At 32.9% G+C, this 24,065-nt stretch carries 24 protein-coding genes; all 24 read right to left on the bottom strand.

Features of this window, described 5'->3' with window-relative positions; translation table 11 throughout:
- Window positions 1-27: 27 nt before the first annotated feature.
- The 24 genes from pstA to ftsL all read right to left on the bottom strand — a co-directional run bounded on the left by pstA (window position 28) and on the right by ftsL (window position 24,043).
- Entirely contained in the window at window positions 28-915 is an 888-nt protein-coding gene (gene pstA, locus THYS13_RS04325; protein ID WP_042833308.1) for a phosphate ABC transporter permease PstA, read from the bottom strand.
- On the bottom strand, window positions 912-1,811 hold the full coding sequence (pstC, locus tag THYS13_RS04330; RefSeq protein WP_042833309.1) for a phosphate ABC transporter permease subunit PstC: 900 nt from the start codon (window positions 1,809-1,811) through the stop codon (window positions 912-914). The genes pstA and pstC overlap by 4 nt, the downstream gene beginning before the upstream one ends.
- A gap of 176 nt (window positions 1,812-1,987) precedes the next feature.
- Window positions 1,988-2,869: a phosphate ABC transporter substrate-binding protein gene (locus THYS13_RS04335; RefSeq protein ID WP_042833310.1), complete on the bottom strand. Its 882-nt coding sequence runs from the start codon at window positions 2,867-2,869 to the stop codon at window positions 1,988-1,990.
- Between the two features lie 81 nt (window positions 2,870-2,950).
- Window positions 2,951-4,321: a two-component system histidine kinase PnpS gene (pnpS, locus tag THYS13_RS04340; RefSeq protein WP_042833311.1), complete on the bottom strand. Its 1,371-nt coding sequence runs from the start codon at window positions 4,319-4,321 to the stop codon at window positions 2,951-2,953.
- The gene (locus THYS13_RS04345) at window positions 4,321-5,028 is read right to left on the bottom strand and encodes a response regulator transcription factor (RefSeq protein ID WP_042833312.1); all 708 of its coding nucleotides are present in this window, start codon (window positions 5,026-5,028) and stop codon (window positions 4,321-4,323) included. The genes pnpS and THYS13_RS04345 overlap by 1 nt, the downstream gene beginning before the upstream one ends.
- A gap of 51 nt (window positions 5,029-5,079) precedes the next feature.
- A complete protein-coding gene (gene nrdR / locus THYS13_RS04350; protein WP_042833313.1) occupies window positions 5,080-5,556 on the bottom strand; it encodes a transcriptional regulator NrdR in 477 nt (158 codons plus the stop codon).
- Window positions 5,557-5,623: 67 nt separating this feature from the next.
- Complete coding sequence (locus THYS13_RS04355) at window positions 5,624-5,869, bottom strand: YlmC/YmxH family sporulation protein (RefSeq protein WP_042833314.1); 246 nt, start codon at window positions 5,867-5,869, stop codon at window positions 5,624-5,626.
- A 75-nt stretch (window positions 5,870-5,944) separates the two neighbouring features.
- Window positions 5,945-6,715 carry an RNA polymerase sporulation sigma factor SigG gene (gene sigG / locus THYS13_RS04360; RefSeq protein WP_042833315.1) on the bottom strand — a complete coding sequence of 257 codons (771 nt, stop codon included), beginning with the start codon at window positions 6,713-6,715 and terminating at the stop codon, window positions 5,945-5,947.
- Window positions 6,716-6,784: 69 nt separating this feature from the next.
- The gene (gene sigE / locus THYS13_RS04365; protein ID WP_042833316.1) at window positions 6,785-7,510 is read right to left on the bottom strand and encodes an RNA polymerase sporulation sigma factor SigE; all 726 of its coding nucleotides are present in this window, start codon (window positions 7,508-7,510) and stop codon (window positions 6,785-6,787) included.
- 14 nt (window positions 7,511-7,524) lie between these two features.
- Entirely contained in the window at window positions 7,525-8,355 is an 831-nt protein-coding gene (gene spoIIGA / locus THYS13_RS04370; protein ID WP_042833317.1) for a sigma-E processing peptidase SpoIIGA, read from the bottom strand.
- 175 nt (window positions 8,356-8,530) lie between these two features.
- On the bottom strand, window positions 8,531-9,604 hold the full coding sequence (gene ftsZ / locus THYS13_RS04375) for a cell division protein FtsZ (protein ID WP_042833318.1): 1,074 nt from the start codon (window positions 9,602-9,604) through the stop codon (window positions 8,531-8,533).
- Window positions 9,605-9,620: 16 nt separating this feature from the next.
- Window positions 9,621-10,847 (bottom strand): cell division protein FtsA, encoded by a 1,227-nt coding sequence (gene ftsA, locus THYS13_RS04380; protein ID WP_042833319.1) that lies wholly within the window; start codon window positions 10,845-10,847, stop codon window positions 9,621-9,623.
- Between the two features lie 25 nt (window positions 10,848-10,872).
- Window positions 10,873-11,217: a small basic family protein gene (locus tag THYS13_RS04385; RefSeq protein WP_042833320.1), complete on the bottom strand. Its 345-nt coding sequence runs from the start codon at window positions 11,215-11,217 to the stop codon at window positions 10,873-10,875.
- Window positions 11,217-11,939 (bottom strand): DUF881 domain-containing protein, encoded by a 723-nt coding sequence (locus tag THYS13_RS04390; protein WP_042833321.1) that lies wholly within the window; start codon window positions 11,937-11,939, stop codon window positions 11,217-11,219. The genes THYS13_RS04385 and THYS13_RS04390 overlap by 1 nt, the downstream gene beginning before the upstream one ends.
- Window positions 11,940-11,954: 15 nt before the next feature.
- The gene (locus THYS13_RS04395) at window positions 11,955-12,668 is read right to left on the bottom strand and encodes a cell division protein FtsQ/DivIB (protein ID WP_042833954.1); all 714 of its coding nucleotides are present in this window, start codon (window positions 12,666-12,668) and stop codon (window positions 11,955-11,957) included.
- A 57-nt stretch (window positions 12,669-12,725) separates the two neighbouring features.
- Entirely contained in the window at window positions 12,726-13,979 is a 1,254-nt protein-coding gene (gene murA / locus THYS13_RS04400) for a UDP-N-acetylglucosamine 1-carboxyvinyltransferase (protein WP_042833322.1), read from the bottom strand.
- Between the two features lie 73 nt (window positions 13,980-14,052).
- Window positions 14,053-15,147 (bottom strand): undecaprenyldiphospho-muramoylpentapeptide beta-N-acetylglucosaminyltransferase, encoded by a 1,095-nt coding sequence (gene murG / locus THYS13_RS04405; protein WP_042833323.1) that lies wholly within the window; start codon window positions 15,145-15,147, stop codon window positions 14,053-14,055.
- 7 nt (window positions 15,148-15,154) lie between these two features.
- Window positions 15,155-16,261 (bottom strand): stage V sporulation protein E, encoded by a 1,107-nt coding sequence (gene spoVE / locus THYS13_RS04410; protein ID WP_042833324.1) that lies wholly within the window; start codon window positions 16,259-16,261, stop codon window positions 15,155-15,157.
- Window positions 16,262-16,265: 4 nt separating this feature from the next.
- Window positions 16,266-17,630, bottom strand: coding sequence for a UDP-N-acetylmuramoyl-L-alanine--D-glutamate ligase (gene murD / locus THYS13_RS04415; RefSeq protein WP_042833325.1), 1,365 nt, complete (start codon window positions 17,628-17,630; stop codon window positions 16,266-16,268).
- A gap of 12 nt (window positions 17,631-17,642) precedes the next feature.
- A complete protein-coding gene (gene mraY, locus THYS13_RS04420; RefSeq protein ID WP_042833326.1) occupies window positions 17,643-18,593 on the bottom strand; it encodes a phospho-N-acetylmuramoyl-pentapeptide-transferase in 951 nt (316 codons plus the stop codon).
- 1 nt (window position 18,594) lies between these two features.
- On the bottom strand, window positions 18,595-19,980 hold the full coding sequence (gene murF / locus THYS13_RS04425) for a UDP-N-acetylmuramoyl-tripeptide--D-alanyl-D-alanine ligase (RefSeq protein ID WP_052210459.1): 1,386 nt from the start codon (window positions 19,978-19,980) through the stop codon (window positions 18,595-18,597).
- Window positions 19,977-21,428, bottom strand: coding sequence for a UDP-N-acetylmuramoyl-L-alanyl-D-glutamate--2,6-diaminopimelate ligase (locus tag THYS13_RS04430; RefSeq protein ID WP_042833328.1), 1,452 nt, complete (start codon window positions 21,426-21,428; stop codon window positions 19,977-19,979). Before THYS13_RS04430 ends, murF begins: the two co-directional genes overlap by 4 nt.
- Window positions 21,429-21,511: 83 nt before the next feature.
- Window positions 21,512-23,587, bottom strand: coding sequence for a stage V sporulation protein D (locus THYS13_RS04435; protein WP_042833329.1), 2,076 nt, complete (start codon window positions 23,585-23,587; stop codon window positions 21,512-21,514).
- A gap of 12 nt (window positions 23,588-23,599) precedes the next feature.
- Window positions 23,600-24,043 carry a cell division protein FtsL gene (gene ftsL / locus THYS13_RS04440; RefSeq protein ID WP_042833330.1) on the bottom strand — a complete coding sequence of 148 codons (444 nt, stop codon included), beginning with the start codon at window positions 24,041-24,043 and terminating at the stop codon, window positions 23,600-23,602.
- Between the last annotated feature and the right edge of the window lie 22 nt (window positions 24,044-24,065).

Consider the following 24,065-nt stretch of genomic DNA (forward strand, 5'->3'; position numbering starts at 1 on the left):
CCTTCCTCTTAAGCATATTATACCATTTTATCTTTCGCCTGTCATTCTTTTATATAATGTATTTCCTAACCATCTAGCAAGGATATTAAAAATCAATACCATTAACAATAAAACTGCTGCGGCACCGTCTGCAATCTGTCTTGCATCAGGTGCTAACCCCTCACTATTTACCTTCCAAATATAAACAGCCAAAGTCTCCGCAGGTCTAAAGATATTTAAAGGCGAGGTAGGACTTGAAGGATTTAAGTTTGAAAAATTCAAGGCAGGGCTACTCATACCTGCAGTATAAAGTAGTGCAGCAGCTTCCCCAAAAATTCTTCCGGCAGTTAAAATTATTCCTGTTATAATACCAGGCATTGCAGCAGGCACTACAACTTTTACAATTGTTTGCCATTTTGTAGAACCTAAAGCATAACTTGCCTCTCTCAAATTATTGGGCACACTTCTAATTGAATCTTCACTTACTCTTGTCATTACAGGAAGATTTAACACCGTAAGAGCAAGAGCACCTGCAATTAAGGAATATCCCCATCCAGTCATAGTTACAAAGACTAAAAGCCCAAAAAGGCCTACTACAATAGAAGGCATTGAAGATAAAGTTTCTATAGACAATCTTATAATTTCTGTTAACAAACCTGGCTTTGCATACTCTGCCATATAAATTCCTGCACCTAAGCCTATAGGAATAGAAATTATCAAGGTTATTATTAACAATTCTAACGAATTAAAAAGCTGTGGCCCTATGCCTCCTCCTGCTTCCATAAATTTGGGAGGGGAAGTTAAAAAATCTATGTTGAGTTTAGTTCTACCTTGATACAATATATAACTTATTAATGAGACCAAAAACAAGATTAAAAACAGAGCAACAGCGTAAAAATACATCGTCGCTATTTTGTCATATAGTTTAGATTTCATTTATACATTCCCCTCCTGCCTACCAATTTAATTACGATGATAAAAGTAAAAGATATCATAAGAAGGAGTAGTGCTAAGGACCAAAGGGCATCATTCCACACAGTGCCCATTACTGTATTCCCCATGTCCATGGTAATAATAGAAGTTATAGTACTCATTGGTTCTAAAAAAGATTTAGGAATCACTGGTCGATTTCCTATAACCATTTGAACTGCCAAAGCTTCTCCAAAAGCTCTTGCCAGTCCTAATATAATAGCAGTCAAAATTCCCGGTTTCGCTGCAGGAAGAATTACATGTCTTATTGTTTGCCATCGTGTTGCACCAAGGGCATAACTGGCTTCTCTTATCTCCACAGGTAACGACTTTATAGCATCAGTGCTAACACTAGTAATTGTTGGCAGTGTCATGACAGTGAGAACTAATATACCGGCTAACAAGCTAAATCCTAATCCTCCAAAATGTTTACTTATAAAAGGAACTAATACCGTCAGACCAACCCAACCGTACACTACAGAAGGAATGCCTACAAATATTTCAATAGCTGGTTGCAAAATCTTTTGACCTAATTTTTTCGCAATTTCAATCATGAAAATTGCAGAGGAAACTCCAAGAGGTGCACTTATCATAATAGCAAAAACAGAAACGAGAATAGAACCTAATATAAATTGTAAGGAACCTACTGCAGGAACATCTCTATCAGGCTTCCAGATGGTAGAAAATAAAAATTCTTTTAAAGAGATGCCATCTTTTATAAAAGTGGAAAGACCTTTAGACGCTACAAATAAAAAGAGAGAAGCAGTGATGATTATTAATAGCAAAGCAGAAATGAAAACGATAGCCTTTCCAAACAAATTAACTATTTTGCGCTTTCTTTCATAATTTTTATCAACTGTCATGTGAGTTCCCCCATTTAAGAAATTATAATGACAATAATGGCACTTTTTTATAGTATCAATTTTAAAAAAAAACTTCATTAAATTTATGTTAAATAAATGTTAAATTTATGTTAAATCCATATTTTTGCAAAAAGGAGCTGGAAAAGATACCAGCTCCTTTTTTTACAATATATTTCTTATTTTGCTTTCATTTCGGTAATAGGTATAAACCCTAATTTAGTAAGAGGTCCTTTCTGCACTTCTGGTGACATCATAAAATCTAAAAAAGCTTTAACCGCTCCTGTAGGTTCTCCTTTTGTGTACATATGTTCATATGACCAAATTGGATATTTACCATCTATTACATTTTGAACATTCGGTTCGACGCCTTCATATTTTAATGCTTTTACAGTATTATCTAGGTAAGAAAATGCAAGGTAACTAATAGCACCTTTCGTATCTGCTACAGCTTTTTTAACTGCACCAGATGAATCCTCCGTCAATGCAAGGCCTTGTGCTTCCTCCTGACCTTTTAAAACAATTTTCTTAAAAGTAGCCCTCGTTCCTGAACTTGCTGGTCTATTGATTATTACTATCTTCATATCAGGTCCGCCAACTTGTTTCCAGTTTGTTATTTTACCTGTAAAAATATCTACCAACTGCTGCTGAGTCAAATTATCAACTGTCACATCTTTATTCACAACTACAGCAAAACCTACAACTGCAACTTTATGGTCTACTAAAGATTTGGCTGTGTTGGCATCTAATTTTTCTTCCGCAAAAATATCAGAATTTCCAATATTAATTGCGCCCTGAGCTACCTGTGTCAACCCTGTACCACTGCCACCGCCTTGCACCGTTATCGCCACATTGGGGTATTTTCCCATAAACATTTTGGCGGCTTGTTCAGCTAATGGCTGTAATGCCGTAGAGCCAGCAATTGTTATGTTGCCTGAAAGATTATTAGAAGTTGAAGAATTATTAGTTTGAGGTTGTTTTGAGCCACAGGCAACAAAACTAAAAAGACTTGCAATCAACAGTACTGCAATAGCAAGTTTCGTAAATTGACTATTTACCATTAAAGCACCTCCAAAATTTTCTTAAATTTTTTGTACAACTACATTGTAACAATCTATTGTAAAGTCAATATTAAAATATTGTTAAGTCTTTGTTAAATCAGCTTTGTTGAATTTTATAATAAATTTTGTACCTTTCCCCACTTCACTTTCTACAAAAATTCCCCCTTTCATAGATTCCACGATATGTTTAACTATAGCAAGTCCCAACCCTGTACCCCCTAATTTCCTCGAACGACTTTTGTCAACTCGGTAAAATCTCTCAAAAAGCCTAGGAATATTTTCTTTTGAAATGCCAATACCGTTGTCTTCCACTGTAATAATTATTTTATCCCCTTTTTCTTGAGTAGATACTTTTACAAATCCGCCTTCTGGAGTGTATTTTATACCATTATCTATTAAATTAATCATCATTTGATGAAATCTATCTTTATTAGTATTTATCACCAAATCAGTACAATTTAAATCTTTTTTCAACGTTATATTTTTATCTTTCGCCACTTTTTCCATTATATATAATATATCCTCTATTTCATTATCTAATTCTATCTCTTCTTTAGGATAACCTTCTTTCACATTCTCTATCTCAGAAAGAGTGAGTATATCGTTTATAAGTCTTGTAAGTCTTTCTGATTCAAAATCAATTATATCTAAAAATTTATCTCTTGCCTGTGGATTGTCAATAGCACCATTTCTTAAAGTTTCAATAAAGCCTCTAATAGAAGTTAAAGGCGTTCTCAGCTCATGAGACACATTTGCAACAAATTCACTTCTTATTTTTTCCAATCTTCTCATTTCTGTGATATCATCTATTATCAACACAAAACCTAAATTTTGATGGGAAATTGGATGAAGAATTGGACTAGTGTACACTTTGAGGTGTTTATTGAAAACATTTAGCTCTAAATTTTTGGAAGGAGAATTTTTATTTTTCTTAACATCTTCAAAAAGATCATATAACTTACTATTTCTTATAATTTCTAGGATATGTCTTCCAATTAAATCTTTTCCTTTTATATTTAGAATTTTCCTCGCAGCGTCATTTATAAGTAATATTTTCTCATTATTATCAAAAGCGATAACCCCATTTACTATGCTTTTTAAAATAGCTTCTAATTTTGCATTTCTATCATTTAATTCTTCTATAGTTTCTTTTAATTTATAAGACATAGAATCTACTGCAAGAGAAAGTTCTTTTATCTCATCAATAGAATCGCTTTCAAGCCCATGACTGTATATCCCATTTGCAATATCCTTTGTAATCTCAGTTATCTCTTTTATAGGATCTACTATATTTTTTATAAATCTATAACTCAAAAAAAATGTTACTAAAATTCCCAAAAAAATAGCAAAAATAAATTTGGTCATTGGAACATTGCCTAAAAAAAATAGGGCAACTATTAAAATTCCAAGTAGGTTTATGAAAAACAATTTATAATAGGATTTTTTTAACATTATACTCCACCTTTATCGTTTAGTTTATATCCAATTCCTCTTACAGTTTCAATATACACAGGAGATTTATCATCGTCTTCTATCTTTTTTCTTAAATGCCTGATATGGACATCAACAGTTCGAGTCTCTCCCGCATATTCATATCCCCATACTTTGTCTAATAGATAGTCTCTAGTTAATACTTTACCCATATTTTGAGACAAAAGTTTTAAAAGCTCAAACTCTTTTAAAGTCAATTCTAATACTTTTCCTTTTTTATAAACCAAATGTTTTCCTGTATCTATAACTATATCACCAAATTTTATTATTTCTTCTTTTTCTTCTTCTTCTGATAGTTGGGTTCGCCGAAGAACAGCTTTAATTCGAGCTAACAATTCTCTTACACTGAAGGGTTTTGTTATATAGTCGTCTGCTCCCAACTCCAATCCCAATACTTTATCAAATTCTTCACTTTTTGCTGTTAACATTATTATCGGTATATTTTTCGTTTCATCATTCTTTTTTAAAATTTTACATATTTCCAATCCATCTACATCTGGCAACATCAAATCTAATATAACCAAATCGGGTTTTTCTTCAAGTGCTTTATCCAATCCTTCTTTCCCATTTTCCGAAGTAATAACTTTGTACCCTGCTGCTTCCAAGTTATACCTTAAAAGTTCCAATATATGAACTTCATCTTCTATAACCAAAACCATATGGGCCATTTTGACACCTCCAGCTAATATAGCTTGTACACCTTTGAAACAAAAAAACAATTATGTCTTTTCTTTTTTTGTCTCGCTCTCTTTAAGAAGTTTCTTAAGTTCGTCCATAAAAGTATTTATGTCTTTAAACTGCCTATAAACAGAGGCAAACCTGACATAAGCTACTTCATCTACATTTTTAAGTTTTTCCATTACCATTTCTCCGATTTCAGTGGAGGTTATTTCCCTTTCCATTGAATTTATTATTCTCTTGTCAATTTCATCTGTAATTTCTTCTAAAACTTTTATAGACACTGGCCTTTTTTCACAAGCTTTTATCATGCCTTTTAATATTTTATCTCTGTCATAGACCTCTCGGCTATTGTCCTTTTTTATTACAAGTATAGGCAATTGTTCTACTTTCTCATAAGTAGTAAATCTCTTCCCACATTTTAAACATTCCCTTCTTCTCCTTATTGAAGTGTTATCATCTGTAGGTCGAGAGTCAATAACTTTTGAATCTGGATACCCACAATAAGGGCATTTCATCTTATTACCTCCAACAATTCTTAATTGTTTAATAAAATTATAATAAACTTGTTTTCATTAGTCAAACTTAAGCTTCTCTGCCTTTGAAATCTACTAATATCACATCCGTTCCAATCTTTTTTATAGATTCCCACGACAAATAAATTTCTATATCTTTATTAAAAAACCTAAAAAGACTTGTTTCTTTCGGTATAACAATCCCTTCCACTCTTCCTTCTTCAAGATTTATTTCAATGTCAACTATATTTCCCAATTTTTGTCCTGTGTTTATATCTATAACATCTTTATCTCTTAATTCTGATGCTTTAATCATTTTAATTTCCCCCTTTTTGTCCTTTTCCTTTTCATAAAATTATATGAAAAAATCTAGCTTATCATTCCTGATAAGCTAGATGTATTTCCTCATGTGATTTAAAGCCGCTTTTTCCAATCTTGAAACTTGTGCTTGAGATATTCCTATCTCCTTTGCTACCTCCATTTGAGTTTTACCCTCAAAAAATCTCAGTGTCAATATCAATTTTTCCCTTTCATTAAGTTTTTGTATCGCCTCTTTTAAAGCAATTTTTTCTAACCAAACTTCGTCAATATTCTTGTCATCGCTGACTTGGTCCATCACATAAATTGCATCACCACCATCATGATAGATAGGTTCAAACAAAGAAACCGGTTCTTGAATAGCATCAAGAGCCATTACTACTTCCTCACGTGGGAGGTCCAGCTCTTTAGCTATTTCACCTACTGTCGGCTCTTTGGAATTTTCCGATACTAATTTGTCCCTTACCTGTAATGCTTTATAAGCTATATCTCTTAAAGAGCGGCTCACTCTTATAGGAGTGTTATCTCTTAAATATCTTCTTATTTCTCCAATTATCATTGGAACAGCATAAGTGGAAAATTTTACATTTTGATTTAAGTCAAAATTGTCAATAGCTTTTATAAGCCCTATACATCCTACTTGAAACAAATCATCTACGTACTCTCCGCGATTATTAAACCTTTGAATAACGCTTAGTACCAATCGCAAATTTCCATTTATAAATTCTTCTCTCGCTTTTTTGTCTCCATTTTTCATCCGTTGCAGTAGCTCTTTTTGCTTGGAAGGTTTTAAAACAGGTAACTTAGAGGTATTGACTCCGCAAATTTCAACTTTGTTATTCATAAATCCTGCCCCCACATGTTTAGCTTATTAACAGTATTGCCGGCAGGATAAAAAAATATACAGAAAAGCTTAGACTAGTCTATTCATTTCTTTTTTTAATCTTTTCAAAATCTTTTTTTCTAAACGAGAAATATATGACTGTGAAATTCCCAACATATCTGCCACTTCTTTTTGAGTCTTTTCTACTCCACCCTCCAATCCAAATCTCAATCCTATTATCTTTTTTTCTCTATCTGGTAATTTCTTCAATGCAGAAGTTAATAATTCCTTTTCTACCTCATCTTCGATATATTTATAAACTGTTTCATTATCAGTTCCTAAAATATCTGAAAGCAGAAGTTCATTTCCGTCCCAATCTACATTTAAAGGCTCCTCAAAAGAAACCTCTAATTTAGTTTTGCTATTCCTTCTTAAATACATTAATATCTCATTCTCAATACAGCGAGAAGCATACGTAGCTAATTTTATTTTTTTCTTAGGATTGAAAGTATTAATGGCTTTTATAAGTCCAATTGTGCCAATAGATATTAAATCTTCAATTCCCACTCCTGTGTTTTCAAATTTTTTTGCTATATATACTACCAACCTTAAATTTCTTTCAATAAGTACCGTTTTTGCTCCATTATCTCCTTTTTCCATCTTTGAAATTAAATATATTTCTTCTTCTACAGAAAGAGGAGGAGGTAATGCTTCACTTCCTCCAATATAAAATATGCCTTCAGATAAATCTAAAAAATCAAGGATTTTTTTCCACAACAATAGCATTTCTATTTTTACTTTTGTTTTTAATTGCACTTTCCACACCCCCATTATACTAAAATTTCTGGTGTCAACAACGCTGCATAGTTGCCATCTTTACCTATTTTGCTTTTGTATATTCCTACTATTGCATTTCTTACTTCTTTTTCCCCTACAACTAATTTATCCGGCTTAAATCCTAGCATTATTCCTTTTGACTGTCCCACTGATATAAAGGGTATTAACCTTATCCTTGATAACCATCTTTCCTCTTTCAAAACTTCAAAAATTTTGTTAAAATCTATGTTCTCTTCATTTAATAAAATTTCCATATTATCAGGAAGTATATTCCCCATAGCCGAAAACTCCACCACCACAACAGGCGATTTAGTTAAAGGGTCATATAATCTATTCCCAGTATCCAATAATCCTTTTATCTCTACTTGTTTTTGAAAAATTTCTATTTTTATGCTGTATAACATTTTTTTCTCTGTTGATTTTCTCACTATATAATCCCAATTAGTATAGAAAAGTAAAATAGCTATCAATATTCCAATCCATAAACTATGTAAATTAAGTCTTGCCGTATATAAAACCGCAAAAATTGTCCCACCTATTGCAAAAGAAATTAGATAAAAAACTGCTAAAATTCTCAAAAATTCTTTTAATGTTTTTGGAGTAAATGCCATATATATTATTAAGAGAGATAAAATAATTTTTGCGAAAACTTCATGAATCATCTTATAAGGTAACAAAAAAATTATTAGGACATAACAGGCTCCCAATAATGCACCTAAAAAAAGTTTAATAGGTTTGCTGTCTTTTTGAGAAAATTTTCGTGTAAGGGATAAAATAAAATAGTTAATAATTAAATTTTCGAAAAAAATTACATCTAAATACATTCATATCATCCCCGGGGACACTTTTAATCCTTATACAATGTATATTCCCATTTGCCTATTTTATTCATATTATAAAATAAAAATCTCAAATTTGTTGTAATATTTTGGTATAAAAATAAGGTTATTTTTGTAGAATTTTTGCATAAAAAAATCTGCAAAGAAACCTTTGCAGATTTTATCGTCTTCCTCTTCTTAAAAAAGTAGGTATATCCAAATCATCACTTTCTATAACATTTTCTAATTTTACTTCAGGCTCCCTAGTGTCTTTTTTCTTCGCTGTCTCCTTAGATTTTTCATTTCTTTCAAATCCTGTAGCTATAACAGTAATTCTTATTTGGTCCTCTAATGATTCGTCTATTACTGCACCAAATATAATATTTGCATCAGGGTCAGCAGCCTCATAGATAAAATTAGCTGCTTCATTAACTTCAAATATGGTTAAATTCGGACCTCCTGCAATATTCAAAAGAATTCCTCTTGAGCCTTCAATTGAAGTCTCTAATAGTGGACTATGAATGGCTTGTTTCGCTGCCTCAGTCGCTTTATTCTCCCCAGAAGCTATGCCTATTCCCATATGTGCAAGTCCTGTATTTGTCATAATCGTTTTTACATCAGCAAAGTCAACATTGACAAGTCCAGGAACTGCAATAAGATCGGATATACCTTGAACACCCTGTCTTAAAACATCATCCGCTAATTTAAAAGCATCAATCATTGAAGTTTTTTTCTCTACAACTTGCAGTAATCTATCATTAGGAATAGTAATCAGCGCATCTACATGTTTTTTAAGTTCTTCAATGCCCATTTCTGCATGAGACATCCTTTTTCTTCCTTCAAATGTAAAAGGCTTAGTAACAACTCCCACTGTCAAAATTCCTAATTCTTTTGCTATTTCCGCTACAACTGGAGCAGCCCCTGTACCTGTGCCTCCTCCCATGCCAGAAGTAATAAATATCATATCAGCGCCTTTTATAACTCGTTCTATTTCTTCTCTAGATTCTTCAGCAGCTTTTTTCCCAATTTCCGGGTTTGCCCCTGCTCCTAACCCTTTCGTTAATTTTTCGCCAATTTGTATTTTTATTTCAGCTTTTGATAAATAAAGAGCTTGCTTGTCTGTATTAATTGAAATAAACTCAACACCGCGAAGGCCGGCATCAATCATACGATTTACTGCATTTCCGCCTCCACCACCAACTCCTATCACTTTAATAGCAGCAAATTGTTCCATATCAGTTTCTATACCTATCACAAAAAACCCTCCTCTTTTATGCCCAAAAATCGCTAAATATTTCCTTGAGCTTGTCAACTAATTTAGAACCCTTTTTCTCTTTTTTATCAGTTGATTGGACATTATGCATAAACCTCTTATTGTTATATACATATTTTACCACTCCTACTCCTGCTGAGTAAATAGGAGTTGCTACTCCGATATTTTGCGGAGAGCCAATACGAATGTTTCTATTAAAAATTTTTTGTGCTAACTCTAGGTTACCTTTTAAGAAGGAAATACCTCCACCTGTTATGACAACATTTGTAACAATGTCTTCCAGAACTTTTGCTTCTTCCAATCTCTCATACACAAGCATTAAAAGTTCAGAAACCCTCGCTTCTATTATATCAGATATTTCATTTACATCTGTAGTTGATTTGGTTTTACCTGCTAAACTAGCAATTTTAATTGGTTCCAGCTTTTCAGGGTATAATTTTTCTAAAGTTCCATATTTCTTCTTTATATTTTCGGCTTCTTCAAAAGAAATCTTTAACCCTACAGACAAATCGTTTGTGATATGCCATCCTCCCACTGCTATCATGGAAGAATAAATAATTTTGCCATCTTTAAAAACAGAAATATCAGTCACTCCTGCACCCACATCAATTAATGCAACTCCCAACTCTTTTTCATCTTTTAAAAGTACTGCTTCTCCCGTAGCTAAAGGTCCTACGATTATTCCTTCTACCTCTAACCCTGCTTTTTTAATACACTTTTCCATATTTTGAATAGCGGTAACACTACCTGTTACTATAGCTGCATTTACCTCTAACCTTATACCTGCCATTCCAATCGGGTCTTTTATTTCCCCATATCCATCCACAATGTATTCTAATGGTATAACATCGATAATTTCTTTATCAGAAGGAATGGCAATAATTTTAGCAGCTTGTAAAACTCTATCCACATCTTGTTTTGTTATTTCTCTATCTTCTCTCGATACTGCTACTACTCCATTATTTTTATATATTGTCGTCAATCCCCCATATATTTTCAAATACACAGATGATACTTTTTGGTTGGCCATTCTTTCCGCTTGTTCTACAGACTTTTTTATAGAATAGGCAGTTTCGTCTATATCTACAATAACTCCTTTTTTTACCCCACTACAAGGATAATAGCCAATCCCAACAATATGCAGCTCTCCGTTTTTATCCCCTTCTCCAATAATTGTACATACTTTAGATGTACCAATGTCTAAACCAACTATTAAATTACCCATTATTAAATCCTCCTTCAGGAGACTGCTACCTTCTTCGCATCTTGTCTATCAGATATCTCCTTATATATGCAAAATTGACAAAGAGCCTACTTCCAAATACAAAAATTGCCGCAAGATAAATGGGAACTCCTAATACATCTCCAATATAAGCAAGGCCTCCTGCCAATATCGCATTGCCAAAAAAACCAGTTATAAAAATAAGATTGTCAAACTTCTCTTCAATACTAGCTCTAATACCACCAAAAACTGAGTCCAATGCTGCAAGAATAGCAACAGATAAATAAGAAACATAAGTGCTGGGGATATTAATTGGCAAAATAAAACCTATTATTATTCCTATTAATAAACTAACTATTATAATATAAGCCATTACTTGTTCTCTCCTTCAACTAAAGGTTTTGCATATTTAAACTTTATCACTCCGTCATATTTTTTAATCAATATATTGTCTGATTTTTTGATATTTACCTCTATCCCCCACGTAGATAAAGTATCTACTACTCCACCCTTTAACTTAAGTGCAGCCTCTAAGGTATCCGGATCTCCAATAGCTTTTATAACATACGGCGCAGAAAAACGGACAGAATTTACATTTACTGTAGGACCAACACACCTAATTTCTGAAGTAGCAATTAATCTTTGGTCATTTAAAGATATAGCCTCTGCTCCTGCCGCTCTTAGCTCATTTACAACCCGCAATAAGTCCTCATCGTGGACCAAAAATAAGTTAGGGTCCTGTCCTGGAGGAACTGCTTGTTTGCTATCATTTATAGTTACAATTACTCCTGGACCTTGAAGGTCAGTCAGACCTGCTAATTCTTTATATTTTTCTACATCATTTTTCAAAGTTTTAGTAATTACACTATTCTTGGAAGCAGAATCTTCATAAGCATTTATTTTTGCTTCTAAATCATTAATCTGCTTTAGAAGAGCATTTTTTTCTGACTGCATTTCCTTTAATTGAGCTGCCAATTCTTCTGCTCTCTGCACAGTAACTATACCACTTTTTTTTACTATTTTAAATTGGGTAGAAAGCATTATTCCCAATACTATTGAAACTAAAACTACAGAAATATATATACTTTTTTTCATAAGTACCCCCATCCTCTATGGCATAAATACTGGATTGCTGTCTCCAATAATTTGAATTGTGCCTTTATGATACCCTCTTTTAGCTAAATCTTTTAATATTATTTCGGCAAATTTGAAAGAATAATTAACGTCCGAAGGATTGTCAAAAGATATCTCTATACCATTTTTTGTAACTAATATAATTTGTCTTTCATTCTCATATTTTATAACAGTATAAAAATCTGTACCTTCTATGAGTTCTAAAAGCGTTCCCAAATAACTTTTTTCAAAAATATCATTCAACTTTTTACCAATCTGATATTTCTCAACTTTTATTCCTTCTATAACAGGAAGTTCAGGGTTATAATTTTCCTTTTTTATTACTACTCCTTCTTTATCTATCATTAAATAGTCATTTTGATATTTGACCTGTGCAACTATTCGCCTTTCTTTTATAAATATTTCTACAGTAGAAGGATATTGAATTTTTATTTTGCTTTCCCTTATATAGGGGTTAGCAAGTAAATTACTTTCTATTTTTTTAGGATTAACTTTAAAAATATTCATTCCATAATCAATCATAGCTAGCTCTTTAATATCATTATAAGATAAAATTCGATTGCCTACAACTTTTATAGTTTTAATCTCAAAATAATTTGAATGAAACATAAAAAGGTAAATCAAAACTATAAATATCAAGGTCGCAAACATAAATATTAAAAACCTCTTTTTAAAAGCACTTTTAACCATTAAACCATCCCCTGCTTGTACTTTTCTTTTGCATATGTAAAACAGCATGACGCTGTTTTACATTATTCTTACAATATCCCCTCCCACACTTTTCAAAGCCTTTTCGATTGATTCATATCCTCTATCAATGTGTTCTGCTTCTTCTACTATTGTTGTACCTTTTGCCCCCAAACCTGCAATAATCAAAGCAGCTCCTCCCCTTAAATCTCTTGCTACTACTTTTGCACCCATTAACTTCTCAACGCCACGTATTACCGCTACTCTTCCTTCCACTTTTATATCTGCTCCCATTCGTATAAGTTCTTCCGTGTATTTAAATCTATTATCAAATATTGTCTCTGTAATAATAGATGTTCCCTCTGCTACAGACAAAACCGAAGCCATTTGTGGCTGTAAATCTGTGGGAAAGCCAGGGTATGGCAATGTAATAATCATATCTACTGCTTTGGGACGTTTATCGCACATAATTTTTATATAATCATTCCCAGTTTGTATTTTACATCCTGTCTCTCTCAATTTTGACAGCAATGGTTCTAAATGTTCTTTTAAAGCATTTACTACTGTTAATTCTCCTCGTGTCATCACCGCAGCACAAAGATAAGTACCCGCAACAATTCTATCTGGAATTATAGTATATTCCGTATCATGCAATCTTTTTACTCCTTCTATGATAATCGTGTTGGTACCAGCTCCTGATATTTTAGCCCCCATAGAGTTTAAAAAATTCTGCAAGTCTTCTATTTCAGGTTCTTTTGCCGCATTTCTAATGATGGTAATACCTTCTGCAAAAACTCCCGCCAACATAATATTTTCTGTAGCTCCTACACTAGGAAGGTCTAAGTGAATTTCATTTCCTCTTACCTTCTCACCTTCACATTTAATATATCCATAAGATTCTTCAACTTTAACTCCTAATTTTCTCAGACCTTTAAGATGTAGATCTATAGGTCTGTGTCCTATATCACAACCTCCCGGGAAGCTCATCAAAGCTTTTGTATTTCTTGATATTAAAGCCCCCATCAAAAATATAGATGACCTCATGGTTCTCATTAAGCTATCAGGTATTTCACTATCTTTCACATACCTTGCATCTATAATAATGTCTCTGCCCTTAAAAGTTATCTTACATCCTAAATGTTCTAAAATTTCTATCATTGAATAAACATCTTTTAATTTAGGACAATCATGTATTACAGAAATTCCTTCATTTAAAATTGATGCTGCAAGGATGGGTAAAACAGAATTTTTAGCGCCATTTACCTTTAACTCACCATATAGCCTGTTCCCTCCATTAATTTTAAATTTCCCCATCTTATCACCCCTAAATTTAATACAGCTTACAACATATACTATGCATAAATAGGATGGGGTGTTACATAAGGTATTAAGTTATACTTTTTATAAGCTTGTATATCTTCTCAGCAGCATCAATTTTAGAAATTTTTCGTGCATTATCTCTCATTTTCGAAAGTACTTGAGGATTATCCAAAAGATATTTAATTTTTTTGTACAATTCTTCTGCTGTCAAATCCTTTTCTAATATAACATAAGAAGCTTCGGCTTTTTCTAACACCCGGGCGTTATACTCTTGGTGATTATTAACAACATAAGGAGAAGGAATCAAGATTGAAGCAACACCTTTTGCAGTGATTTCTGACAAAGTAATAGCCCCCGCCCTACAGATTATAATATCTGCAGCAGCATATACATCCTGCATATTGTGACAATAAGGAATTATTTTAACTGTTTCATCTATATCTATAGTTTCAATTTTAACATTTTCTAACACTTTTTCATATTGATTAGTTCCTGTAATTATTAAAACTTGCAAGTTTTTATCTTTCAATTTTAAAAACTCTACCATTGTAGAATTGATTTTCTCTGCCCCTCTGCTCCCTCCAACTGATACTATTAAAGGATTATCAGGATAAAAACCCAAATTTTTTAAACCTTCTTCTTTGGTAATTTCTAACAGTTCTTTCCTAATTGGATTACCTGTTACTACAACTTTTCCTTTATTCTTAAAATATTCAACTGATTCTTCAAAGCTTACTGCTACTACCTTCACAAACCGTGATAGTACCTTATTTGTAAAGCCTGGAAAAGCATTTTGTTCATGAATCAAAGTAGGTATCCCTTTTAAAGCCGCCATCATTAAAACAGGACCGCAAACATATCCCCCTGTTCCAATTACCACATCCGGTTTGAATTCTTTTAAAATATCATTTGCGTCCTTAAGCCCCACCACCGCTTTATAAATAGTTTTTAAGGTATCCAACGATAATTTTCTTTTAAATCCCTGCACAGTAATTGTCTTGAATTCAAAGCCTTCTCTTGGTACTAACTCATTTTCTAAACCTTTTTTCGTACCTACAAATAAAATTTGAGCATCTTTTTCATTTTTTAATATTTCCCTAGCAATGGCTATGGCAGGATAAATATGCCCTCCAGTACCTCCACCAGCAAACAAATATTTCAATTGTCCATCAACTCCTATCTAAATTTGCATATCGTGAAATATTTAATAGTATTCCTACTCCTGCCATCATAATAACAGTAGAAGTACCTCCATAACTTATAAAAGGAAGAGATACTCCTGTAGGTGGCATAGAAGAAGTTACAACCGCAACATTTATAAGTATTTGTATTCCTATAAGAGTTGTAATTCCTGTTGCTAAAATACATCCAAACATATCCGGAGCTTTTGCTGCCACTCTCAAACCTCGCAAAATAAGGTATAAAAACATCAAAAGTATAGTAACTGTACCCACAAGTCCTAATTCTTCTCCAATTATGGCGAATATAAAATCATTGTGAGGCATAGGCAGATACATAAGTTTTTGCCTGCTTTCTCCAAGTCCTACTCCGAATAATCCTCCAGAGCCTAAAGCATAAAGGGATTGTACAATTTGATACCCAGATTTTTGAATATCTTGCCATGGATTTAAAAATGTAAATACCCTTTCCCGTATATACTTAAAAGATGAAAAAACAACAACTGCTGCCCCAATTCCTGCTCCAAATAAAGCTCCCATAAAAGATAATTTAGCACCTGCTACAAAGAGAATTATTACAGCCACAATGAATATAATACCAGCTGTACTAAAATTAGGCTGTAACATTATAAGGCCAAAAAACAATCCTGCCAATCCTAAAACAGGCATAACTCCTTTTTTGAAACTTTTTGCATAATCAGGATGTTTGTCAAAATATTTTGCAAAGTATATAATAAGAGCATATTTTGCCACTTCAGAAGGCTGTATTGTAAAGCTTCCAACTCCTATCCATCTGGTTGCATTATATCTTTCAACTCCTATTCCAGGAATTAAGACTGCAACAAGCAATCCAATCGAAATAATAAGCAAAGGGCCAGCTAACTTCTTTAAAATAATGTAATCAAAATTCATCATAAAAACCATAGCAAAAAAACCTAATATTACCCATAACAATTGCCTTTTCAAAAAATAATAAGGGTCATTGTACATGTACTCAGCACTGGCAGAACTAGCACTAAAGACCATAATTACACCAATGGAGACTAATATTAAAACTACGAGTAAAATGCCGTAATCCACAGGATACTTTTTTTTCATTATTTTACCTCCTTAACTCTGCCACTGCCTTTTTAAAGATTCTTCCCCTCTCCTCAAAATTCCTAAACATATCCCAACTGGCACAAGCTGGTGACAAAAGTACACTATCTCCCTCTTTTGCACTTTCATAAGCTTTTTTAACAGCTTCTTCCAGAGTACTAGCAAAAAATATGTCATTTTCAGGATAAGAATACTTCTTTGCAGTATCTCTGATTTTTTTTGCAGTTTGCCCTATCAAAATCAATTTCTTTACTTTCCCATTAAAGGCTTTTACAAACTCATCAAATTCACTACCTTTATCATAACCACCAGCAATTAAAACTATAGGGGTTTTTAGCGCTTGTATCGCTTTAATTGAGGCGTCTGGGTTAGTTCCTTTAGAATCGTTGTAAAATTTTATACCATTTATTTCATCAACAAACTCAATCCTATGTTCTACACCTTTAAAAGTTTTTAAAGTATTTGCAATAACATCTACATTAATTCCGGAAAGATATGCTACTGAAGAAGCAGCCAATGCATTCTCTAAATTGTGTTCTCCAGGAATATAAATTTCCTCTATGTCAATAATTTTTTTAGCATTTCCATTAACACCTATATAAATACTTCCATCTTTTACATATGCCCCATTTTCTAATGAACTTTTTCTACTAAAAGGAAAAACTCTGCATTTAGCCTTATTTTTTAGACCCCAAGTAATAGGGTCATCGAAATTTAGAACAGTATATTCATTTTCGCGTTGATTTTCAAAAATTCTTCCTTTTATATCCCTATAATTTTCAAAGGTTTTATGTCTGTTTAAATGATCAGGGGTAATATTTATTATACAGCTTATTTTGGGTTTAAACTCTTTTACAGTCTCTAATTGAAAGCTACTAATCTCTGCTACTATAAAATCTCCTTCTGTTGCTTCCATAGTAGCGTAAATAAGTGGATAACCTATATTCCCCGCAACATATACCTTTCTTTCCGCATTTTTAAACATTTCACCTAATAAAGAAGTAGTAGTTGTCTTGCCATTTGTACCTGTAATTGCATAAATAGGAGCTTTAGAAAATTTATATGCAAACTCTACTTCTCCCCATACTTCAATTTTCTTTTGCTGTGCTGTTTTTACTATATCCGAATCTGTAGGAACACCTGGACTTAAAACAACCAAATCCACACCTTCTAAAAATTCCTTTTTGAATTTACCAAACCTAAAATCTATGGACAAACTTTTAATTTCTCCTAAATCTTCTTTTAACACATCATATTCTTTTTCATCATAAGCTATTACTTTTGCTTCTAAGCTGTCCAACACTTTACATAAAGCTATTCCACTAACTCCTAAACCTGCCACAAAAATTTTTTTCCCTTTTAGTTCCATAATTTGCACTCCTTAGTTTAAACTATAAAAAGATATAAACATTGCAATTAGAGTAACAATCCAAAAAGCGTAGACTACATTTTGTTCTTGCCATCCTGACAGTTCAAAATGATGGTGTAAAGGACTCATTTTAAAAACTCTTTTACCAAACAATCTAAAAGATAATACCTGAATAATCACTGAAAGAGCTTCAGCCACATAAATAATACCTATTAAGGGCAAAATCAAAGGCAATTTAGTCAAAGCTGCAGCAGTAGCTATCGCTCCTCCAATAGCTAGGGAACCAGTATCTCCCATAAAAATTTCCGCAGGATGACGATTATACCTCAAAAACCCCAACAATCCCCCTGTCAAAGAGGCGCTAAAAGCTCCATAAGTTATATTATTTAAAAATAAAGCTGTCATAGTGAAAAAAGCCATAACAATAAAAGATACACCAGCTGCTAATCCATCAAGCCCATCTGTCAAGTTTACACTGTTTACTGTTCCAACTATTACAAAAACCATAAAAGGAATATATAAATTGCCAAGGTCAATAGTAGTTTTTAAAAAAGGAAAAATCACTTCTGTTCCCACATATTTTTGAGCAAAATATGAAATGATTGTCGCAAGTAAAAACTGTCCAATAAGTTTTTCTCTCGCTTTTAAACCTAAAGGCCTCTTAAAATAAACCTTTAGAAAATCATCTGCAAATCCTATTAAACCATATCCCAAAAAACCTACTAACAAAATAGCCAAATATTTGTTCCAATGAGAAAAAATTAAAGTAGAAATAACTGTGGCTGTAATAAACATTATCCCACCCATTGTAGGGGTTCCGGATTTTTTTAAATGGCTTTTAGGCCCATCTTCCCTTACTTTTTGCCCAAATTTTAATTTTCTAAGATAAGGTATAAAAAGAGGACCAGACACCAAGCTTAGCACAAAAGTAACAACTGTAGCCAAAATTATCTTTTGTAACATTTTACTTTACCCTCTCCAGCAAAAATTGTACTATTTGTTCCATTTTCATACCTCTTGAACCTTTTATTAAAATTGAATCCCCTTCTTTGATAATATCTTTCAACATTTCCTTAACCTCTTTATTAGTGTTACAAACAAAAATAGTATTCTCTTTCATCCCACAAACCTTGGATTCTTCTGCAATATATTTCGACATATCACCAGAGGTTATCAAAATATCTATATGGCTATCTGCCACCACTTTTCCTATTTCTTTGTGGGCTTCTACTGCATACTCACCTAATTCCAGCATATCTCCCAAAACTGCTATTTTTCTCTTAGCAGGTAAATCCCTTAATACGCTTAAAGCTGCTTTCATAGAATCCGGATTAGCATTATATACATCATCAATAATTTTTATATCACCTTTTTCTATTATATTAAGCCTCATTTTGCCTGGTTGAAAATCTTTTAAAGCCTCTGCCATGTCCTCTACATTGATACCAAACTCTAATCCAACACAAATTGCAGCAAGAGAATTGTACACATTGTGAATACCAGGTACTGAAAGCTTTATTCCCTTCGCCAAATTTTTATATTTTAAAGTATATTTTATATCTTTTTCTCCTTTTTCTATATCGCAAGCTTTAATTTCTCCACTTTTTATACCATATCTGTAATACTTACTTGAATACTGCAGAGGAATTTTTGATAGCATATCATCATCTGCATTTAATACAATCACATTTTCCTCTTTAAAATTTTCAATTAATTCAAGTTTAGCTTTTAATATATTTTCTCTTGAGCCTAATTTTTCGATATGAGCAACTCCTATATTTGTAAAAACTGCTACTTGAGGCTCTGCAATATTCTTTAGCTTCTTAATTTCTCCAAAACCACTCATTCCCATTTCCACTACCGCAATCTGATGAGTATCTTCCAAATTAAAAATTGTCAATGGCAAGCCAATTTCATTGTTAAAATTTCCCTCTGTTTTCAAAACTTTATACTTTTTAGACAATATTTGTGCAATCATATCTTTCGTAGTAGTTTTTCCACTGCTACCTGTCACAGCAATAAAAGGAATATTGAATTTTTTTCTATAATAAGAAGCAATTTTATGCAAAGCTTCTAAAGTTTCATTAACGTAAATGACATCAACTGAAAAATCTTTCAAACACTCTACATTATCCAACCTCGCAGTAATAACTGCAATAGCCCCTTTGTCTATTGCATCTTTTACGAAATCTTCTCCATCGTATTTTTCCCCTTTCAAAGGGATAAATAATTCATCTTTTTTGACTTTTCTCGAATCAGTTGAAATTCCTATTACTTTATCCTTTAAACTTCCTTTTATAAATTTTCCCTCAGTAGCCCTTACAATTTCATCTATTAAAAGTTCCATTATTTATTACCGCCTTCAGACAAAATTTCTTTAACTATTTCTCTCTCATCAAAAGGAATAACCTCATTTCCTATAATTTGATAAGTTTCGTGACCTTTGCCTGCAAGTATTATTACATCATCTTTTTGAGCATTAGTTAGAGCATACCTTATCGCTTCTTTTCTATTTTCTATTACAACATAAGGACAATCAGTCTTTTTTATACCTTCCTCAATTTGTGAAATTATTTCTCTTGAATCTTCTGAACGGGGATTATCTGAAGTCAAAATGCAAAAATCTGCATATTTCCCTGCAACTTCTCCCATTAAAGGTCTTTTAGTTTTATCCCTATCTCCTCCAGCACCAAAAAGAAGTATTTTTCTTCCGGTTTTATACTCCTTCAATGCCTCCATTATATTCTGTATTCCGTCAGGAGTATGTGCATAATCTATAATTACATAAAAGTCTTTTCCTGTCTCCACCAGTTCAAATCGACCTTTTACTGTAACCTGACTTAAAGCCTCTCTCACACTTCGCAAAGAAATACCAAGAAAATCAGCCACTGTAATGGCAGCTAAAGCATTGTAGACGCTGAAAATTCCAGGAATTTTCAAAAAAATCTCTTCTTTTTTATCTTCAATCTGAACTTTAAACTTTACACCGCTTAGACTATTCCTAATATCCTTTGCCATAACATAAGCAAAATCTTTTATACCATAAGTCAAAACCTTTGCTTTAGAACTCTCAATCATCATAGAAGAGTATTTATCATCTATATTGATGACCGATGCCCTCTTTGCCATCTTGAATAACTTACTCTTTGCCTTAGCATACTCTTCCATGTTCTGGTGAAAATCCAAATGGTCTTGTGATAAGTTGGTAAAAACCGCTATATCAAATTCACATTCCTCTACTCTATTTAATGCTAAAGAATGAGATGATACCTCCATAACCACATACTTAACACCTTTGTTCACCATAATGCTAAAAAGCTCCTGCAAATCCAATGATTCAGGTGTGGTATGTATAGAAGGTATCACTTCATCCCCTATCATATTTTGTATAGTCCCTACTAATCCCACTTTATTATTTTGCCTTTCTAAAATCGCTTTTAGCATATAAGTAACAGAGGTTTTGCCATTTGTTCCTGTCACACCAATTAAAGTAAGTTTGCTGGTGGGGTTATTGTAAAAATTAGAAGCTATTTTTGCCATGGCAACTCGAGCATCTTCTACTAATACTGTTGTAATACCAGGATACTCTTTTATTTCTCTATCTGTAACAACAGCAACTGCCCCATTTTTAATAGCCTCTTTCACATATAAAATACCATCGGTTTTAAACCCTTTTATAGCAATAAATAAATATTTCTTTTTGGCTTTACGGGAATCGTAACACACCCCACTGATGTCTATATTAGGATCTCCTTTTATCTCGCACTTAACACTTTTTAAAATATCTATAAGTTTCATGTTAGGCCTCCTCACAAAAATATCTAAAAGGCATACCACCACTAAATAGTATAGCACAATTATAGATTTTGCATAGAGGAAGTTTAATTTTCCTTAGGCCTAAACTCCACTTCTACAGTTTCACCTTTTTTCAAAATCGTACCTTCTTTCGGACTTTGATATACAGCAAAACCACTGCCTTTTATTCTTATTTTAAGTCCTAAAGAATTTAGAATTTCTGTAGCTTCTTTTACACTCTTACCAGTTAAATCAGGAATTACTACTTCTTGTATTTTTTCAGCATTTAAGTACAAAATAACTTGTGTGTTTTCTTCTACAATTGCTCCTGGTTTAGGCATTTGGTCAAAAACGGTATCTCCATTTCCTTCTATTATAAAATTAAGCTTATTCGACAAAATAATGTTTTCTGCTTCGTAAAGTTTCATATTTCTCACATCCGGTACCATAACCGATGCAGGTTTTTCTATTCCTCTTGGCTGTACTTCCAAATATCTTAAGGTATCTTCTAAAATGCTCTTTACTACAGGGGCAGCCAATTGGCTTCCAAAATGGGTTTCCGGATTATTAGGCTCATCTATTACCACCAACACAATAACTTTTGGATCCTCTGCTGGTGCAAAACCTATAAAAGATGCCACATATTTTCCTGGCATATATTTTTCTGTAGTACCAGTCTTGCCAGCTACATCAAATCCTTCAATATATCCTGCTTTTCCCGTTCCCTCTGATACTACACTTTTTAGTATTTCTCTCATTGTAGAAGAGGTCTCTTCAGAAATGACCTGTCTCACTACTTTTGGTTTAAATTCCTTCACTACTTTTCCATTTGGATCTACAATTGATTTCACAATTATAGGTTGCATCAATTTCCCTCCATTGGCTATTGCAGAGACAGCAGTAATCATCTGAAGAGGCGTCACAGCAATACCTTGCCCAAAAGAATTAGTGGCTAACTCAACAGGCCCAACACTACTTTCTGCCAATACAAGACCTGGAGCTTCACCAGGAAGAAATATTCCTGTCCTTTGTCCAAATCCAAAATCATGTATGTATTTATAGAGTTTTTCTACTCCTAACCTTTGTCCTAACGTCACAAAAACTACGTTGCAGGAATTTTGAACACCTTGAACAAAATTTTCACTGCCATGAGTAGCCCAGCAATTTATTCTATGTCCAGCAACTGTGGTATAGCCCGGACAATAAAACTGTTCATTAAGACCTACAAGTTTTTCTTCTAGAGCTGCAGAAGCAGTAATTGTCTTAAAAACAGAACCAGGTTCATAAGAATCAGAAATAGCTTTATTTCGCCAAGCTTTATACCATTCCTCCTGCGGTCCTTCAAAAGGATTATTAGGATTAAAATTTGGTCTATTAGCCAAAGCCAATATTTCCCCTGTTTTGGGGTCCATAACAATAGCTACCGCTCCCTTTGAAGGCCTAGAATGAACCATCGCTTGGTTAAGAGCCTTTTCTGTAAAATGCTGAATAGTCTCATCTATTGTAAGCACTACATTATAACCCGTCAGAGGTTCAAAATATTCTTCCTCTCCCACCTCCATCTTTCTACCTATAGCATCCATTGGAGTAGTAATTCTTCCTGGAATACCTCTTAAAAAGTTGTCAAATGCTAATTCAATACCATCTAAGCCCTGATTGTCAATTCCAGTAAAGCCCAAAACATGAGATGCAAGAGTATTATTTGGATAAAATCTTTTCATGTCCTCTGAAATTATTATTCCATTTATATTAAGCTTTCTTATCCCTGCTGCCTTTTCGTCATCAACTTGTTTAGCAATTAACACTTCTTGTAAGTTTTTATTAGAAATCTTTTGAAGAACTTTCTCTTTATCTAAATTTAATATTTGGGCTAAAGCTTCAGCCACTGCTTCTCTTTGAGAAACAGGTATTTCTTTAGGGATAACACTTATCTTATTTACACTTATATTTTCTGCTAATACTTTGCCATTTCTATCAAATATATTTCCCCTTTTGCCGCTAACAGATACGTCTAAAGTCCATTGGGGAAGTGCCATCTTTTGATAATCTTCACTTTTTACCACCTGTATCCAAAAAAGTCTGAGTATAAGTCCAAAAACAACTATAGAGGATAAAAAAAGTAAAAAAAGAATTCTTCTCTTTACAGATATGGTTGGATATATCTATTATCCCCCCTATCTATTCAACACCCCCAATATCCTCATAAAAAAGTTACTTTTCTCTTGTGATTTTTCTTCACATTTTTTCTCTTCAGCTACTTTAGGTTTTTCTCCTACTTTTACGTAAACTATCTGATTTTCTTCTGGCAATTGCATTCCTAATTTTTCTTTTGCAATTTCTTCAATTCGAGCAGGATTAGTTAAAGAAGCAATTTGGGCTTTTAATTGTTGATTTAAATTTTCTGTATATTGTACTCGCTTTTCCATTTTGTCTAAAGCAATTGACCTTTGATAAATTACAGTATACCTGTAAAGTATCAAAATGCTTAGAGAACTTATAAAAACTACCAAAAGTAAATTCTTTAACTTCTTGTTTTTTTTAGTTTTCCTTATTTGCTCTTTCTTTTCTGAGGTATATGGGGGATATTCGTAATTATATTCTCTTTGTGCTACTATCAATTTATTCTACCTCCATTTCTTT

Origin of the sequence: Thermoanaerobacter sp. YS13 (genome assembly GCF_000806225.2) — a bacterium.
In the GTDB taxonomy this organism is placed as follows: Bacteria; Bacillota; Thermoanaerobacteria; order Thermoanaerobacterales; family Thermoanaerobacteraceae; genus Thermoanaerobacter; species Thermoanaerobacter uzonensis.